The sequence below is a fragment of the Rhizobium sp. BR 249 genome, assembly GCF_047445895.1.
Lineage (GTDB): Bacteria > Pseudomonadota > Alphaproteobacteria > Rhizobiales > Rhizobiaceae > Rhizobium.
In genome coordinates, this window is record NZ_JARWKX010000001.1 from 423,774 (window position 1) to 439,419 (window position 15,646).

Sequence of the window (15,646 nt, forward strand, 5' to 3'; positions counted from 1 at the left end):
GCAGCCGGGGAATGTCAGTGCCCGGACAGCGAGCAGGCTGGGCCTGGCCCGCGGATTCGAGCAAACGGAAGCTTCCATGCGCAGCAAAGTCCTGAAGTCCTGCCTCGCCGTCGCGATCGCTCTGACCACATCCATGGCCGCCGTGGAACTTGCCCATGCGCAGGCGGCCAAGGGACCGAGCGGACTGCCGCTGCCGCGTTTCGTCACGCTGAAATCCAAGCGCGTCAACCTGCGCATCGGCCCCGGAACGGACTATGCCGTTTCATGGATGTACCTGAAATCCGGCCTGCCGGTGGAAATCATTCAGGAATATGACAATTGGCGCCGCATCCGCGATGCCGACGGCACCGAGGGCTGGGTCAACCAGTCGCTGCTGTCGGGCCAGCGCGCAGCGATCGCCGCTCCCTGGATGAAGACGAAAGGCAAGGGCGTCTACGTCAATCTGCGCCGCGAGGCGCTGCCCTCCGCCTCGGTCGTCGCCAAGCTGGAACCCGGCGTGATGCTGACGATCGGCGAATGCAACGGCGACTGGTGCCGTGCCGAAACCGACGGCGCCTCCGGTTGGGTGGCGCAGTCGGAGATCTGGGGCGCCTATCCCGGCGAAGCCTTCAAATAAGCCCTGCCGCTTTGGCGGCCTCGGAGAGCGAGGTCATCGGACGCGGGCCGATCTGCTGGATGACGATGCCGGCCGCCAGGCAACCGAGCTTGCCGCAATCTTCCAGCGACCGTCCCTGCGTATAGCCGTAGAGGAAGCCCGAAGCGAAGAGATCGCCTGCGCCCGTCGTATCCACAACCTCCCTGATCCTGATCGCATCGACATAATAACGCTCGCTGCCCTTCAGGATGACCGCGCCGTCCTCGCTCATCGTCACCGCGGCGATCTTGCAATCGGCGGCGATCTTGTTCAGCGCCTCTTCGAAATCTTCGGTCTCGTAAAGGGAGAGCGCCTCCTGGCGATTGGCGAAGACGATATCGACCTTGCCGGAACGCATCAGATCGAGGAATTCACTGCGATAGCGGCCGACGCAGAAGCTGTCGGACAGCGTCATCGACATTTCGCGGCCGTTTTCATGGGCGATGCGGGCGCATTCGAGAATCGCTTCCTTGGCGCGCGGCGGATCCCAGAGATAACCTTCGAAATAGGTGACCTTGGCGTCGGCCACGACATCGACCTCGACATCCTCGGGGCCGAGCTCGACGCAGGCGCCGAGATAGGTGTTCATCGAGCGTTCGCCATCCTCGGTGACGAAGATCATCGAACGGGCGGTCGGCGGGAAGGTGCCTTTCGGCTTCGTCTGGTAGTGGACGCCCTGGGCGCGGATGTCGTGCGTGAAGATTTCGCCGAGCTGATCGGCGGCGACATTGCCGAAATAGGCGGCCTTGCCGCCGAGGTTCGCGACGCCCGCCGCCGTGTTGCCGGCGCTGCCGCCGGAGGCTTCGAGTGCGGGTCCCATGCGCGAATACAAGAGTTCGGCGCGGTCGGCATCGATGAGATTCATCGCCGCCTTGGTGATCTTGTTGTCAATGAGGAACTGGTCGTTGCAACGGGCGATGATATCCACGATTGCGTTGCCGACTGTCAGAACATCGAATCTTGTCATGAAATGGGGAGTCCCGGATTTGTGATAGCCGGGGTTCGGTCTTAGCGAAATTTCCGCGGTTTGGAAGGATAAATGGTGAATGGCGCATCTATTTCTTCGCAAAAGTGCCGCTTATTCGTCATGCCCCTGTCATCTTCGAAATCTAGATATGCTCGCAGGAAGACCGGCATGAGCAGCTTTCAGTTGCAGCCGGGCGCACGAGGGATGATCCCTTCGATCTTACCGGCGCGATGCTGACCACGGATGAACTGGCAGCTTCGTGATTCGGATATCCGGCAAGGCCGGAGCGGAAAAGCGGGCAGTGCCCGCTTTTTTTGCTTTGAGGGTGACGCAGTTGCGGACGCCTTTGCCTTTTCAATCCCGGCGGTTTGCTGATAGAGGTGGGATACTCCCCCGCGCAGAGCAATCTCCCCCATGTCAGCCATCATTCTCGACGTCCTTCCCATTTTCATCCTGATTCTCATCGGCTGGGTGATCGTCCGCAGCGGCTTGATGGCATCGAATGTCGGCGACGCGCTCAGCGAATTCGTCTTCAAGATCGCCGTGCCGCTTCTGCTCTTCCGCACGATCGCCGAGGCGGATTTTCACGGCGCCTCGCCTTTCCGGCTCTGGATCGTCTATTTCTCCGGCGTTGCCATCACCTGGACGGCCGGCCACATCGCCGCCACCCGCCTCTTCGGCCGTGACGAACGGATCGGCGTACTGGCCGGGGTGTCCTCGGCCTTCGCCAACAATGTTTTCATCGGGCTGCCGCTCGTCGAGCGCACCGTCGGCGACGAGGGGCTGGTGGCGCTGTCGATCCTGCTCGCCGTGCACCTGCCCGTCATGATGGTCGCGGGCACGGTGCTGATGGAGCATGCGGAGCGGAAGATCGCCGGCAAAAGCGACCGCAGCATGATCTTCGTGCTTCGCCAGATCGCCATCAATCTCATACGCAATCCGCTGGTGATCGGGCTTGCGGCCGGCATGGCCGTGCACCTTTCCGGCCTTACGATGACGGCGACGCTGGCGACCGTCGTCAACCAGATCGCCGGCATTGCCGGCCCGGCGGCGCTGATTTCGCTCGGCATGGCGTTGGAGAAATACGGCGTCTCCGGCAATCTCGGCATCGCCAGCGTCACCTCGGCATGCAAGCTGCTGCTGCTGCCGGGCTGCGTCTGGGCGGCAAGCCATCTCCTCGGCTTGAGCCCGGAATGGACGGCGGCGATCGTGCTGACCTCCTCCGTGCCGACAGGCGTCAACGCCTGGCTGATCGCCAATCGCTTCGGCGTCGGCCACAGCCTCGCCGCCTCGACGATTTCGGTAACGACGGCGCTCGGGGCCGTCACCGTCTCGCTCTGGGCCTATTTCCTCGGCGCCTGAGCAGCTTTCTCGATAACAAAAAGCCCGGCTTGCGGCCGGGCTTCCATGTCATGCGCGTATGCTGCCGCCTTACTGCGTCGCGGTGTTCGGATCCGGCAACGGCACCGGCGAATCGGCCAGCGTATGCAGGTAGAGGATGACGTTGGCGCGATCCTGATCCTTCGGCAGACCGGCAAAGCCCATTGCGGTGCCGGGAACGTCCTTCTTCGGCGCCAGAAGGAACTTGTTGAGGAATTCGAAGGTCCACTTTTCGCTGCTGCCCTTGGAGAAATCCTTCATGGCAGCGGAATAGGCAAAGCCTTCATGCGAGGCGATCGGGCGATCTACGACACCAAAGAGGTTAGGACCGACCTTGTTCGGTCCCCCTTTGGTGGCGTCATGACAGGCCTGACACTTCTTGAAGATTACTTCACCGGCCTTGGCATCTGCAGAAGCGAGCAATTGCGCGATCGGCACGGCAGCGGCAGGCGCAGCTTCGCCACCGGCAGCCGGCGCCTCTTCGGCAACGATCGCGAAACCTTCCTTCTCCGGTGCTTCGGAATGGAAGACCCCCTCGGACGCGATAGAGACCGACATCAGAACGAAAATCGTTCCGAGCAGCGCCCCCACGGCCGTATTGACGTATGAATTCATCTGCAATGCTCCCCTTGCAGCCGGCAGACCATAAACCGGACCATCTTGAAATCGCGCGGAACCTATGTCTTTTGACGGATCGTTGCAACTGTCTAAATGGTCTTGCGTGTGAGACTTTTTGACACTTTTCAGCCCGGAATAGAAGGCCCGAACAATGAGTGATTCAAATTTAGACGACGTGCTCGTATTGATCCCGGCGCGAATGGCCTCCACCCGGCTTCCGGGCAAGCCGCTGGCCGATATTTGCGGTCTGCCGATGATCGTGCAGGTGGCGATGCGCGCCCGGGAGGCCGCCATCGGCCGCGTGGTCGTTGCCGTCGACGACGCCCGGGTATTCGATACGATCGCCGCCGCCGGCTTCGAAGTCGTCATGACGCGCGGCGATCACCAATCGGGCTCCGACCGGATCTACGAAGCGCTGACCAAGGTCGATCCCGGCAAAAAGGCGAAAATCATCGTCAACGTCCAGGGCGATCTGCCGACGATCGAGCCGGAAACCGTGCGGGCGGCTTTGCGCCCTCTCGAGAACGAGGCGGTCGATATCGGCACGCTGACCACCGAAATCGACAATGAAGAAGACAAGGCCGCGCCGCACATCGTCAAGATCGTCGGTTCGCCCGTTTCCGAGACCCGTCTGCACGCGCTCTATTTCACCCGCACGACCGCGCCCTACGGAAAGGGGCCGCTCTACCATCATATCGGGCTCTATGCCTATCGGCGCGAGGCGCTGGAGCGGTTCGTTTCGCTCGGTCCTTCGACGCTCGAAAAGCGCGAGGCGCTGGAGCAACTTCGGGCGCTCGAAGCCGGCATGCGCATCGACGCCGAGATCGTTGACACGGTTCCGCTCGGTGTCGATACTCCCGCCGACCTCGAAAAAGCGCGGCGCATCCTCTCCGCAAAGTCGAACTGACGAGACCACCATGAACATCAAGACCAACAGGATCGCCTTCCAGGGTGAATTCGGCGCCAATTCCGACATGGCCTGCCGCGACATGTTTCCGACCATGGAGCCGCTGCCCTGCCAGACCTTCGAGGATGCCTTCACGGCAGTCGACAATGGTGATGCCGATATCGCGATGATCCCGATCGAGAACACGATTGCCGGACGCGTCGCCGATATCCACCATCTGCTGCCCGAATCGCGGCTGCATATCATCGGCGAATATTTCATGCCGATCCGCTTCCAGCTGATGGTGCTGCCAGGCGTCACCAAGGACGAGATCCGCACGGTGCACAGCCATATCCACGCACTCGGCCAGTGCCGCAAGATCGTGCGCGCTCACGGCTGGAAGCCTGTCATCGCCGGCGATACGGCGGGAGCGGCAAAACTCGTGCAGGAAACCGGCGATCGCTCGATGGCCGCACTTGCTCCGCGCCTTGCGGCCGATCTCTACGGACTGGAGATCGTCGCCGAGAATGTCGAGGATACGGAAAACAACGTCACCCGTTTCGTCATCCTGTCCCGCGACGAGGAATGGGCGCAGCGCAACTCGGCTGAGGAAAAGGTCGTCACCACCTTCGTCTTCAACGTTCGCAACATTCCGGCCGCGCTCTACAAGGCGCTCGGCGGCTTTGCCACCAACAACATCAACATGACGAAGCTCGAAAGCTACCAGCTCGGCGGAAAGTTCGTGGCGACGCAGTTCTACGCCGATATCGAGGGCCATCCGAACGATCCGAACGTACGCCGGGCATTGGAGGAACTGCGTTTCTTCTCCGAGAAGGTGCGCATCCTCGGCGTCTACAAGGGGCATGCGATGCGAGGCCTGCTTTAACAGACCTCGCCCTCCGGCATATTATTTATCCGGCTCACAGACGCGCAGCCGATGCCCATCGGGATCGAGCACGACGAAGGTGGGGCCGAAGTCGAGCTCGGTCAACTCCTGGGCGATCGGCAGGCCGCGCTGGCGCCAGTCCTCATATTGCCTGGCAACGGCATTTTCTCCCGCCACCATGAAGGCCACTTCGCCCCGGTTGCCGATGGCGGAGGGCTGCGGCTCGACCTTGCTGCGCCGCCAGAGACCAAGGGTGAAGCCGCCATCGAGCGGGAAGGCGACGAAGTTCGGCGCTTCCACCGCCGGTTCGCGGTTCAGGATGTTGCGGTAAAAGCCGGCGCTTTCGGCCGGATCCTTGACATAGAGGATTATCAGATTGGGGCTGGTCATTTCGGTTCTCCCGTTGCTGTAAGTTGGGCGTGCGAGATACTTCCTGCTGCCAATTTGTGGCAGCAGGAAACAAAAGGCGCTGCGAAAGCAACGCCCGTTCTCGTCAAGTGGATGAGCTGGACTATCAGATGTTTAGAGCGGGAACCGGTCTTGGAGGCGCGGGTTGCGCCCATCCATGAAGCCAACGTCGCGCTTCAGATAATCGGGGGCCGCTTCAACATCGAGTTTCGAGTGGCTTTGCCCGGAGATCCGGAAAAGGCTCATGGCCAGATGCAACAGGCCGGAGTACGTCGACTGCCGGGCGTCTGCAAAGGTTTCGGCCGAAATAATGTCTGCAAAACTATCGGAGGCAAAGCGATTGCCGGCATGCTGAATGACTGGAGGCGTTACCATGATCAGTGCTCCTTTCCTGGCGCATCGACACGATGAGCGGAACCTGGACGCTACAGCGTCCTTTGCGCGTCCAAAGAAGCGCGGCGCTGTAGTGAATTGAGACTGATAATAACGCGGTCTGCTGACAGTTTATGGCAGCAGCGTTTCAGGTCTCCAGCGGCACGTCCTGCGTCTCGCGCCACTCCTTCAGGAGCACCGTGCGGCGGCGTGGATACCGCGTCTCATGGACCGCCATATCGATGATGCGATCGGTGCGGAAATGGCGGAAATCCTGGCGCAGCTCGCACCAGGCCATGATGATGCGCACATGCTCGAAATAGCCGAGCGCGAAAGGCCAGACACGGCGGCGGGAAATCCGGCCCTGCTCGTCGCCATAGTGCAGTTCGAGCACACGCTCCAGACGAATCGCCTTGCGAATGGCCGAAACATCGGCCTTGTCCTCGTCCTGGCGCTTGCGGCCAACGAAGAGTGTCGCCGAATCGATCGTCTCACGCATATCGGCCGGCAGCACGGCGGCGATCTTGGCCAGCGCATCGGCGCCGGCGCCGGCAAGACGCGGCTCTGCGGCGCGGGCCACCCAGCGCGAACCGAGCACCAAGGCCTCAAGTTCTTCTTCGGAAAACATCATCGGCGGCAGCATGAACCCGGGCTTCAGCACATAACCGATGCCGGCTTCGCCTTCGATCATCGCGCCCTGGGCCTGCAGGCTGGCAATATCGCGGTAGAGCGTGCGCAGGCTGACGCCGGTCTCCTGGGCAAGCACGGTGCCGGTCACCGGCCTGCGATAACGCCGAAGCGTCTGGAGCAGCGTCAGCAGCCGTTCCGAACGGGCGACGGGCATGGCACTAACGCTTCCACTCCACCCAGTCGCGCATCAGGCGGTGGGCAATCGCCCCTTTCGGCGGCGAAGCCTTGCCGTTGGCGCCTGGGCGTTCCAGCATCTCCAGCGTTTCCGCGCGGGTGAACCAGCGACAATCCTCCAATTCGGTCTCGTCGCGCTTGATTTCACTGGATTTCGCCTCGGCATAACAGCCGATCATCAGCGAATGCGGCATCGGCCAGGGCTGCGAGGCGTGATAGCGGATGCGGCCGGTGCGGATGCCTGACTCTTCAAGCGTTTCGCGGCGCACGGCGTTCTCGATGGTCTCGCCGGGTTCGACGAAGCCGGCAAGACAGGAATACATGCCGGGCGCGAAATGCGGGCTGCGGCCGAGCAGGCAGAGGTCGCGCGTCTCGTCGACCGTCAGCATGATGACCACGGGATCAGTGCGCGGGAAAATCATGTGTTCGCAGGCGGTGCAGACACGCTTGTAGCCGCCGATATGGATCTCCATCGCCGAACCGCAGCGGCCGCAGAAGCGGTTGTCGCCGTTCCAGCGGATCAGGCTGGCGGCCTGGGCGAATTCGCCGAGCAGCACCTCGTCGATCAGCATCTCGCGAAACAGGGTACGGCCATCGGCGGGCTTGTATTGGCTGGCGAGGTCCTCGACATCGACGCCGACCGGAACGGCAAGACGCGGCTCGCCTGATTTGCGGTAGCCTAAAAGCACCGTCTCGTCCCAATCCGGCTGCAGCTCCTGCAGCTCGTAGCGGGCGAAGAGCGGATCGAGCACCTGGCCGTCATGCTTCAGCACCAGCTTGTCTTTGGCGAAGGCGAAGATATGGGTGCCTTCCCTGGCCAGCGCCTTTTCGACCGATTTTTCATCGCGGTGCTCGGAATCGCGATCGAGGTCGTTGGCGGCAAAGGCAGTGAGGTTGCTGGGTTCCGGATGCGGCACATCCGAATCGAAAAGCGAATGACTCATGATGAAAGGGCTTCCCGCAGCTTCGCTGTGAACTCGTCTCTCTTTCCGTCCTCGTAAGGCTCAGCGCGCCCGAAGCCCCAGACGGGACCCGGCCAGTTGGCATCGCCTTCGAAGCGGGCAATGACATGAACATGAAGCTGGCGGACGATATTGCCAAGAGCCCCGACATTGATTTTTGTCGCGCCGGTGATCTCCTTCAATGCCTTGGCGGCGAGTTCCGTCTCGAAGGCGAGCAGCACCTGATCGAGTGGCGTCAGCTCGAAAATTTCGGTAATGCCGGCCCGGCGCGGCACGAGAATGAGCCAGGGCCAGCGGGCGTCCTTCGACAATCTGAGATCACAGAGACCGGTGACCATGATGCTGACGCTGTCGTTTTCCAGCCGGGGGTCGAGCTCGAAGGCATTCAAGGGCATTCCTCCTGTCTTTTCCTACGACTAGCAGTTTTTTATGATGTTGGCTTGCTTTTGATGACGATATTGCCGATATGTGCACTCGGGAGGTTGGTGGTGGACGAGCCACTCGCCAACCGGGTCAGGTCCGGAAGGAAGCAGCCCTAACGAGCCCGGCACGGGTCATCGTGCCAGCCTCCCACCTTCTCTTCACGAAATGCCCGACGATCCCGGGCGACAAGCAGGGCGATGAGCGACACCGAGCGACAGTCAAAAGATGCCGCCTCGACGGGCACCGGATACCGGGTGCTGGCTCGCAAATACCGCCCCAAGGATTTCACGGACCTGATGGTCGGCCAGGAGCCGATGGTCCGCACGCTTACCAACGCCTTCGAGACCGGCCGCATCGCACAGGCCTATATGCTGACCGGCGTGCGCGGCGTCGGCAAGACGACGACGGCGCGCATTCTGGCGCGGGCGCTGAATTACAAGACGGCTGATATCGACAAGCCGACGATCGATCTGCGCGTGCCCGGCGAACATTGCCAGGCAATCATGGAAGGCCGGCATGTCGACGTGATCGAGATGGACGCCGCGTCGCACACCGGTATCGACGATATAAGAGAGATCATCGAGCAGGTGCGCTACCGTCCGGTTTCGGCGCGCTATAAAGTCTATATCATCGACGAAGTACACATGCTGTCGACGCAGGCTTTCAACGGCCTGTTGAAGACGCTGGAAGAACCGCCGGAGCATGTGAAGTTCATCTTCGCCACCACCGAAATCCGCAAGGTGCCGATCACGGTGCTGTCGCGCTGCCAGCGCTTCGACCTGCGCCGCATCAGCGCCTCCGATCTCGTCGGGCTGTTCACGACGATCGCGGCCAAGGAAGGCATCGAGGCGGAGCCGGACGCGCTGGCGATGATCGCGCGCGCCGCCGAAGGCTCTGCCCGCGACGGCCTGTCGCTGCTCGACCAGGCGATCGCCCATGGCGCAGGCGTGGTCCAGAGCGAAGCCGTGCGCGGCATGCTCGGCCTTGCCGACCGCGCCCGGATCGTCGATCTCTTCCAGCATATCGTCGCGGGCGATGTGGCCGCCGCCCTCGGCGAATTCCAGAGCCAGTACGAAGCGGGCGCCAATCCGGTGGTCGTGCTGACCGATCTTGCCGATTTCACCCATCTGGTGACGCGGCTGAAATATGTGCCGGATGCGGCGAACGACCCCTCGCTCAGCGAAATCGAGCGCACGAAGGCCTCGGAATTCGCCAAGGGCGTCGCGGTGACGACGCTGTCGCGCATCTGGCAGATGCTGCTGAAAGGCATTCCCGAAACGGAAGGTTCATCACGGACGGCGGGTGCCGCCGAGATGGTGCTGATCCGGCTTGCGCATGCGGCCCATCTGCCGGCGCCCGAGGATGCGGCGCGCCGGCTTGCCGAATTTTCCGGCGACAATGCCGGGTCGCGGCCCTCCTCCCCGCCTTCCGGCAATGGCGGCGGCAACGGAACACGCGTTCCCTATCAGAGCAGCGTCGCGGCCCGTGCGACGGAGCCAACACCACGGCCGCAGCCCTCAGGACCGACCGCCATGCTGCGCGCCGTGCCCAATCCGGAGCCGCAGAATATCGGCCGCACCGAGGTCAGGCCCGCAGAGGCTCCGAAGCCGCTCGTACGTGTCAATTCCATTGCCGATATCGTCGATCTCGCGGGCGAAAAGCGGGACGTCAAATTGAAGGCGCTGGTGCGCAACTTCGTGCGGCCGGTCCGTCTTGAGCCCGGCCGGCTGGATGTGAACCTCACCGAAGGCGCTCCGAACACGCTGCTCAACGAGCTTGCCGTCAAGCTCAAGGAATGGACCGGAATCCACTGGATTGTCAGCACCAGCCGCGAAGAAGGCGGGCCGACGATGGTGGAGGCGGAAGCTAAGGCGCAGGAGCAGCGCGTCAGCGATGCGCGCCAGGACCCTGACGTAGCGGCAATCCTGGCGCATTTCCCGGGCGCGAAAATCATCGACGTACGCGTGCGGGCGCCCGAACCGGAAGACGAAGGTGAGGTCAAGCCGCCGGCTGTCGCCGAATCCGAGGAAGGTGACATCCTGCCGGGCGACGACATAGAATTCTAAGGTTTCAAGAAGGAGCGAGACGATGCGCGACATCATGGGCATGATGGGCAAAGTCAAGGAAATGCAGGCCAAGATGGAGCAGATGCAGGCGGAGATCGCCGAGCTCTCCGCCGAAGGCAAGGCGGGCGGCGGCCTCGTCACCGTCATCGTCTCGGGCAAGGGCGAACTCAAGAGCCTGAAGATCGACCCGTCGCTCTTCAAGGAGGACGATGTCGAGATCCTCGAGGACCTGATCGTCGCCGCTCACAAGGACGCCAAGGACAAGGCCGAGGCGCTCGCCGCCGAAAAGACCAAAGCGCTCACCGCCGGCCTGCCGATCCCGCCCGGCTTCAAGCTGCCGTTTTGATAGCAGGCAATCGATCTTCATCTTGGCCGCGGCTCCGATAGCCGATGCTATCGAGCTTGCGCTACATACAGAACGCCACTCTTAACACTGTGCTTCCAGCAGCGCCCGCAGCTTGTAGTGAATGGGAGCGGCGAGATATCGCGACCGGTCCGCCTCCGAAAGCTGCCGGCCGAATGTTTTCATCAGCTCCGGCATCGTCACCTTTTCGCCTAAAAAGGGCTGATGCTCGACCGCCGTTCCGGCCTCGGCCACACCGCCCCTGACGACGCGGCAGTAAATGCCGGGGCGGGCGGCCATGGTGTAGCGCTTGACGAATTTCGGATCGTTCATCCTGGCGGCAAAAGTGGCGCAGGGAATGCGGCATGCGGTGACTTCGAGGATGAGATCGCCCGATATGAACCGGTCGCCGACGGCGACGTCGCGATTGTCGAGATTTGAGATGACCAGGTTTTCGCCGAAGGTGCCGGGCTCATAAGGCCGGCCGAGTTCACTGCTCCACCAGTCGAGCGTCAGCGATCCTTCGATATACACTGCCTGATCGACCCCGCCATGGTGCTTGCGGTTGCAGATCGCATCGCCGACCAGTCCTTCCGCGTCGATCATCACGGGGCCATTGACGGGTCGCTTGAAGATGCCGGTCTTGTAGCTCTTGCCGGCCAGCCTTTCCGGGTTGCCCATACAAAGAGCCAGGATTTTCATGGGATGGCCGATCCTTCCGCGATTCCGTTTTCGTTCCATATCAGTTAAGAACAGCGCATGGCAAAACGAGTCACCGGCCCCGAAATCGAAAAACTCATCCAGCTTCTGGCGAAGGTGCCGGGCCTCGGGCCGCGCTCGGCCCGCCGGGCGGCATTGCATCTGATCAAGAAGAAGGATCAATTGCTCGGCCCGCTGTCGAGTGCGATGGGCGAGGCCTATGACAAAGTGAAGATCTGCTCGCGCTGCGGCAATGTCGATACCGTCGACCCTTGCACTGTCTGCACCGATGCGCAGCGCGATCAATCCGTCATCATCGTCGTCGAGGACGTTTCGGATCTCTGGGCGCTGGAGCGGGCAGGCGCGATGAACGCCGCCTATCACGTGCTCGGCGGCACGCTGTCGCCGCTCGACGGGATCGGACCTGACGATCTCAACATTCGCGGGCTGGTCGACCGGATCGGCGAAGGCGGCATCCGCGAGTTGATCATCGCCGTCAACGCCACCGTCGAGGGGCAGACGACCGCGCACTACATCACCGACCAGTTGCAGGGGCTCGAGGTGAAGATCACGCGGCTGGCGCATGGCGTGCCTGTCGGCGGTGAACTCGATTATCTCGATGAGGGCACGCTTGCTGCGGCGCTGCGGGCGCGGACGGTGATATGAGGGGATTGCATATGCTGCGAATATTCGCACTCGCCATAACAGCCGCGCTCCTCCCCCTCCCCTCATACGCAGCCCCATCAAAAGCCGATGTCGAGGCGCAGTTCGAAAGCTGGGTGCAGAAGGACCTCTGGCCCGAAGCAAAGGCGGGCGGTATCTCCGAAAAAACCTTCAAGGCCGCTTTCTCAGGCATCACGCTGAACTGGAACCTGCCCGACCTCGCCCCGCCCGGTTTCCCGCCGCCGAAGGAGCAGAAACAGACGCAGGCGGAATTTTCCTCGCCCGGTCCCTATTTCAACGAGGACCGGCTGAAAAAGCTTGCCGCAACGGGGCGCGGCTTTGCCGCACAATATGGCTCGACGCTGAAGCGGATCGAGAAGACCTATGGCGTGCCGGGCTCGATCGTGCTTGCCATCTGGGGCCGGGAGACGGGCTTTGGGGCCGCGAAGATCCCGAATTCGGCAATCGAGGTGCTGGCGACCAAAGCCTTCATGTCGACGCGCAAGGAGATGTTCCGCACCGAGCTCGTGGCGGCCCTGCATATTCTCGACGGTGGCGACGTCACGCCAGCGGAGTTCAAGGGCTCGTGGGCCGGCGCGCTCGGCCAGCCGCAATTCATGCCGACGAGCTACCTGAAATATGCGGTGGATTTCGACGGCGACGGCCACCGCAATATCTGGACCTCGGTGCCGGATACGCTCGCCTCGATCGCCAACTATCTGGTCAAGAAGGGCTGGCAGCGCGATCGCGATTGGGGCTTCGAGGTCTCGATACCTCAAGCGGTCTCCTGCGCGCAGGAGGGACCCGATCTGGCAAAGCCGCTGTCGCATTGGGCCTCGCTCGGCATCGAGCGTATCTCCGGCAAGGACTTTCCGTCGGCGGAAATGAAGGCTCAAGGAATGATGCTGGTGCCGGCCGGCCGCGACGGGCCTGAGTTCATCGTCACGCCGAATTTCTACATCATCAAGGAATACAATAACTCCGACCTCTACGCACTCTATATCGGCAATCTAGCCGACCGGATCGCCTTCAATGGCGGCGCCTTTGCGGGCCAATGGGGCGACGTCGGCAAGATGCTGCGCTCGGATGTCGCCGCCATGCAGAAGGCGCTGGAGCGGCAGGGTTATGACGTCGGCGGTTCCGACGGACTGCCCGGCTACAAGACGCGGCGTTCGATCGGCCAGTGGCAGGCGAAAAACGGCATGAAGCCGACCTGCTTTCCGGAAGCCGCCATGAAGGGCAAGCTGAAGTAGGCGGCTTCACAGGCTGCGCTTCATGCCCTCATGGCTCGCGACGAAACCGAGCTTCTCGTAGAAACGGATCGAGTCTTTCCGCGTCTTGTCCGATGTCAGCTGCACGAGGCCGCAGCCGCGCTCGACACATTGGGCGATCGCCCATTCGATGAACTGCGCGCCGAGACCCGAACCGCGAAGCTCTCTTGCGACACGCACGCTTTCGATCTGCCCGCGCCACATGCCCGTTCTGGAAAGACCCGGAATGAAGCTCAGCTGCAGACAGCCGACGACCTCGCCGGCCGCGTCGATGGCGACGGCCAGCAACTGATTGGCATCCGCCTCGATCGCGGCAAAGGCAGAGAGATAAAGCGCATCGACGGTATCGGCGACGATTTCCCTGCCGCCGCCGAGATCGTCGTCGGCCAGAAGCCGGACGATGGCGGCGAGATCGGATTGGCGGGCGAGCCTGAAACTGTGCATGACTAGCCTCAATGATGCAGATCGATCGGCGCTTTATGGAAGACATCGTCGCCTGGCGGGATGGCCTGGCGCTCGATCATACGGTGGACATGCGGCGGGCCTTCGCCGCGGTGGAGCGCGCGAAGCCTGTCGATGTTTTCGGCATCGGCCTGCGTGCGCCGCTGGTTGTGTCTTATATATTCGACCCAGGTGGGGGTATGGTAGCTTTCCGTCCAGAGCCCGGGATTTTCGAGATCGCGCATCAGCGCCCAGTGCCGGGCGCCGTCGCGGATGCGGATGCGGCGGCGCTCCCCCATCAGCGTCATGAATTCCGCAAGGTCGTCGTCGGCGATCTCATAATCGACCTGGATGACGATCGGGCCGCTGCGCGGCGTGATGTCGAGGCTCAAGGCCGGCGCGGTGAAGCGGTTCAGCGGGTCGAGATTGAGCGAGGCGAAGGCCGGCATGGAAAAACGCAGGCCGATGGCAATGCCGAGCAGCATGACGACCGACGACATCAGCAGCGCATCGGCGACGCCATAGCGATCGGCGGCAACGCCCCAGAGCCAGCTGCCGCCGGCAATGCCGCCGAAGGTGACGGTCTGATAGAGCGACAGCGCCCGGCCGACCACCCAGCGCGGCGTCGACAGCTGGACGATGGTGTTGAAGAGCGAAAGCGCGGAGACCCAGCAGGCGCCTGATATGAGCAGGCCGGCGGAGGTCAGGACAGCGCTCGGGCTGTAGGCGGCGATGACGGCGCTCAGCGCGAAGCCGGTAAAGGCGAGCCGGATGATGATCTCGCTGGACAGCAGCTGGCGAAGCCTCGCATTCAGCACCGCGCCGCCGATCGCGCCGATGCCGAAGGCGCCGAGCATGAAGCCGTAGGTCAGCGGGCCGCCGGCAACCAGATCGATAGCGACGATCGGCAGCAGCGCCAGGATGGAACTCGCGCCGATGCCGAAGATCAGCCCCCTGACGAGGACCTTTTCGAGATTGGGCGACATCGAGACATAACGCAGGCCGGCGAAGATGGCGCTGCCGAGCGCTTCGCGCGGCAGGGTCGAAACCGGCGTGCTCGGCCGCCAGCGCAGCAGGGCATGGATCAATGGGAGGTAACTCAGGCTGTTCACCGCAAAGGCCGCGGCAGCGCCCGCCGCCGCCACGATGGCGCCGCCGATCGCCGGGCCGACGCTGCGGGTGATGTTGAAGCCCATACTGTTCAGCGTAACGGCGCCCGGCAGATCGGCGCGCGGCACCATGTCGCCGACCGAGGCCTGCCAGGAGGGATTGTTGAGCGCCGTGCCGCAGCCGATCAGGAAGGTGAAGAAGAGCAGCAGCCAGGGCGTGATCCAGCCGAGAAGGGCCGAGGCCGTCAGCAGGGCCGACACCACGAGCATCATGCACTGCGCCGTCAGCATGACCCGGCGGCGGTCGTAATTGTCGGCGAGCGCGCCCGATATCAGGGAAAACAGCATGATCGGCAGCGCCGTCGAGGTCTGCACCAGCGCGACCATATCCTCCGAGGCGGTGATCGTCGTCATCATCCAGGCAGCACCCACCGCCTGGATCAGCCCGCCGAAATTCGAGGAGAGGCTGGCAAACCAGATGGCGCGATAGGTATCATGCCGCAACGGCGCCAATGTCGACGAAGTATACGCCACGTTTCCTCCCGCTCTGTCATTGCGCCCACCCCGCAATATATGCGCAAGACGTTCGCTGGCCATAGGCTCGTTCGCCTTGCCGGAAGCGAATTGGCGGAATTGGCCGCAGACCTTGCAATT

The 15,646-nt window shown here is 62.5% G+C and carries 18 protein-coding genes and 1 other RNA gene; 9 read left to right on the plus strand and 10 right to left on the minus strand.

Annotated elements, in window-relative coordinates; translation table 11 throughout:
* Positions 1–76 precede the first annotated feature (76 nt).
* Complete coding sequence (locus QD408_RS02135) at positions 77–616, plus strand: SH3 domain-containing protein (protein ID WP_414138186.1); 540 nt, start codon at positions 77–79, stop codon at positions 614–616.
* Here QD408_RS02135 and QD408_RS02140 read toward each other — a convergent pair.
* Positions 609–1,601 carry an adenosine kinase gene (locus QD408_RS02140; RefSeq protein WP_414138187.1) on the minus strand — a complete coding sequence of 331 codons (993 nt, stop codon included), beginning with the start codon at positions 1,599–1,601 and terminating at the stop codon, positions 609–611. The genes QD408_RS02135 and QD408_RS02140 overlap by 8 nt on opposite strands.
* 414 nt (positions 1,602–2,015) lie before the next feature.
* On the opposite strand from QD408_RS02140, the gene QD408_RS02145 reads away from it, so the two are divergent.
* Positions 2,016–2,963 (plus strand): AEC family transporter, encoded by a 948-nt coding sequence (locus tag QD408_RS02145; RefSeq protein ID WP_088683904.1) that lies wholly within the window; start codon positions 2,016–2,018, stop codon positions 2,961–2,963.
* A gap of 69 nt (positions 2,964–3,032) precedes the next feature.
* Here the strand turns inward: QD408_RS02145 and QD408_RS02150 are convergent, their stop codons facing one another.
* Positions 3,033–3,596 (minus strand): c-type cytochrome, encoded by a 564-nt coding sequence (locus QD408_RS02150; protein ID WP_088683905.1) that lies wholly within the window; start codon positions 3,594–3,596, stop codon positions 3,033–3,035.
* Between the two features lie 154 nt (positions 3,597–3,750).
* Here QD408_RS02150 and QD408_RS02155 point away from each other — a divergent pair, with 154 nt between their 5' ends.
* Positions 3,751–4,506 (plus strand): 3-deoxy-manno-octulosonate cytidylyltransferase, encoded by a 756-nt coding sequence (locus QD408_RS02155; protein ID WP_414138188.1) that lies wholly within the window; start codon positions 3,751–3,753, stop codon positions 4,504–4,506.
* A gap of 10 nt (positions 4,507–4,516) precedes the next feature.
* A complete protein-coding gene (locus QD408_RS02160) occupies positions 4,517–5,371 on the plus strand; it encodes a prephenate dehydratase (protein WP_414138189.1) in 855 nt (284 codons plus the stop codon).
* A 21-nt stretch (positions 5,372–5,392) separates the two neighbouring features.
* Here QD408_RS02160 and QD408_RS02165 read toward each other — a convergent pair whose 3' ends face one another.
* The 5 genes from QD408_RS02165 to QD408_RS02185 all read right to left on the minus strand — a co-directional run bounded on the left by QD408_RS02165 (position 5,393) and on the right by QD408_RS02185 (position 8,366).
* Positions 5,393–5,761 carry a VOC family protein gene (locus QD408_RS02165; protein ID WP_088683908.1) on the minus strand — a complete coding sequence of 123 codons (369 nt, stop codon included), beginning with the start codon at positions 5,759–5,761 and terminating at the stop codon, positions 5,393–5,395.
* 132 nt (positions 5,762–5,893) lie between these two features.
* Positions 5,894–6,154, minus strand: a complete 261-nt coding sequence (locus tag QD408_RS02170; RefSeq protein ID WP_414138190.1) for a hypothetical protein — start codon at positions 6,152–6,154, stop codon at positions 5,894–5,896.
* Between the two features lie 145 nt (positions 6,155–6,299).
* The gene (locus QD408_RS02175) at positions 6,300–6,995 is read right to left on the minus strand and encodes a helix-turn-helix transcriptional regulator (RefSeq protein ID WP_088683910.1); all 696 of its coding nucleotides are present in this window, start codon (positions 6,993–6,995) and stop codon (positions 6,300–6,302) included.
* A 4-nt stretch (positions 6,996–6,999) separates the two neighbouring features.
* On the minus strand, positions 7,000–7,959 hold the full coding sequence (nudC, locus tag QD408_RS02180; RefSeq protein ID WP_088683911.1) for an NAD(+) diphosphatase: 960 nt from the start codon (positions 7,957–7,959) through the stop codon (positions 7,000–7,002).
* The gene (locus QD408_RS02185) at positions 7,956–8,366 is read right to left on the minus strand and encodes an HIT domain-containing protein (protein ID WP_088683920.1); all 411 of its coding nucleotides are present in this window, start codon (positions 8,364–8,366) and stop codon (positions 7,956–7,958) included. The genes nudC and QD408_RS02185 overlap by 4 nt, the downstream gene beginning before the upstream one ends.
* Before the next feature lie 88 nt (positions 8,367–8,454).
* Between QD408_RS02185 and ffs the strand changes: the two genes are divergently transcribed.
* From ffs to QD408_RS02200, 3 genes are all read left to right on the plus strand, one after another.
* Positions 8,455–8,551, plus strand: an RNA gene (gene ffs, locus QD408_RS02190) — signal recognition particle sRNA small type.
* 46 nt (positions 8,552–8,597) lie between these two features.
* Positions 8,598–10,466, plus strand: a complete 1,869-nt coding sequence (locus QD408_RS02195) for a DNA polymerase III subunit gamma/tau (protein ID WP_414138191.1) — start codon at positions 8,598–8,600, stop codon at positions 10,464–10,466.
* Positions 10,467–10,488: 22 nt separating this feature from the next.
* The gene (locus QD408_RS02200; RefSeq protein WP_414138192.1) at positions 10,489–10,812 is read left to right on the plus strand and encodes a YbaB/EbfC family nucleoid-associated protein; all 324 of its coding nucleotides are present in this window, start codon (positions 10,489–10,491) and stop codon (positions 10,810–10,812) included.
* 81 nt (positions 10,813–10,893) lie between these two features.
* Here QD408_RS02200 and QD408_RS02205 read toward each other — a convergent pair whose 3' ends face one another.
* Complete coding sequence (locus QD408_RS02205; protein ID WP_414138193.1) at positions 10,894–11,550, minus strand: MOSC domain-containing protein; 657 nt, start codon at positions 11,548–11,550, stop codon at positions 10,894–10,896.
* Between the two features lie 18 nt (positions 11,551–11,568).
* Here QD408_RS02205 and recR point away from each other — a divergent pair, with 18 nt between their 5' ends.
* Positions 11,569–12,174: a recombination mediator RecR gene (gene recR, locus QD408_RS02210; RefSeq protein ID WP_088683915.1), complete on the plus strand. Its 606-nt coding sequence runs from the start codon at positions 11,569–11,571 to the stop codon at positions 12,172–12,174.
* An 11-nt stretch (positions 12,175–12,185) separates the two neighbouring features.
* Positions 12,186–13,424 (plus strand): lytic murein transglycosylase, encoded by a 1,239-nt coding sequence (locus QD408_RS02215; protein WP_414138194.1) that lies wholly within the window; start codon positions 12,186–12,188, stop codon positions 13,422–13,424.
* A gap of 6 nt (positions 13,425–13,430) precedes the next feature.
* Here the strand turns inward: QD408_RS02215 and QD408_RS02220 are convergent, their stop codons facing one another.
* On the minus strand, positions 13,431–13,886 hold the full coding sequence (locus tag QD408_RS02220) for a GNAT family N-acetyltransferase (RefSeq protein ID WP_414138195.1): 456 nt from the start codon (positions 13,884–13,886) through the stop codon (positions 13,431–13,433).
* Between the two features lie 8 nt (positions 13,887–13,894).
* The gene (locus tag QD408_RS02225; protein ID WP_414138196.1) at positions 13,895–15,526 is read right to left on the minus strand and encodes an MFS transporter; all 1,632 of its coding nucleotides are present in this window, start codon (positions 15,524–15,526) and stop codon (positions 13,895–13,897) included.
* Between the last annotated feature and the right edge of the window lie 120 nt (positions 15,527–15,646).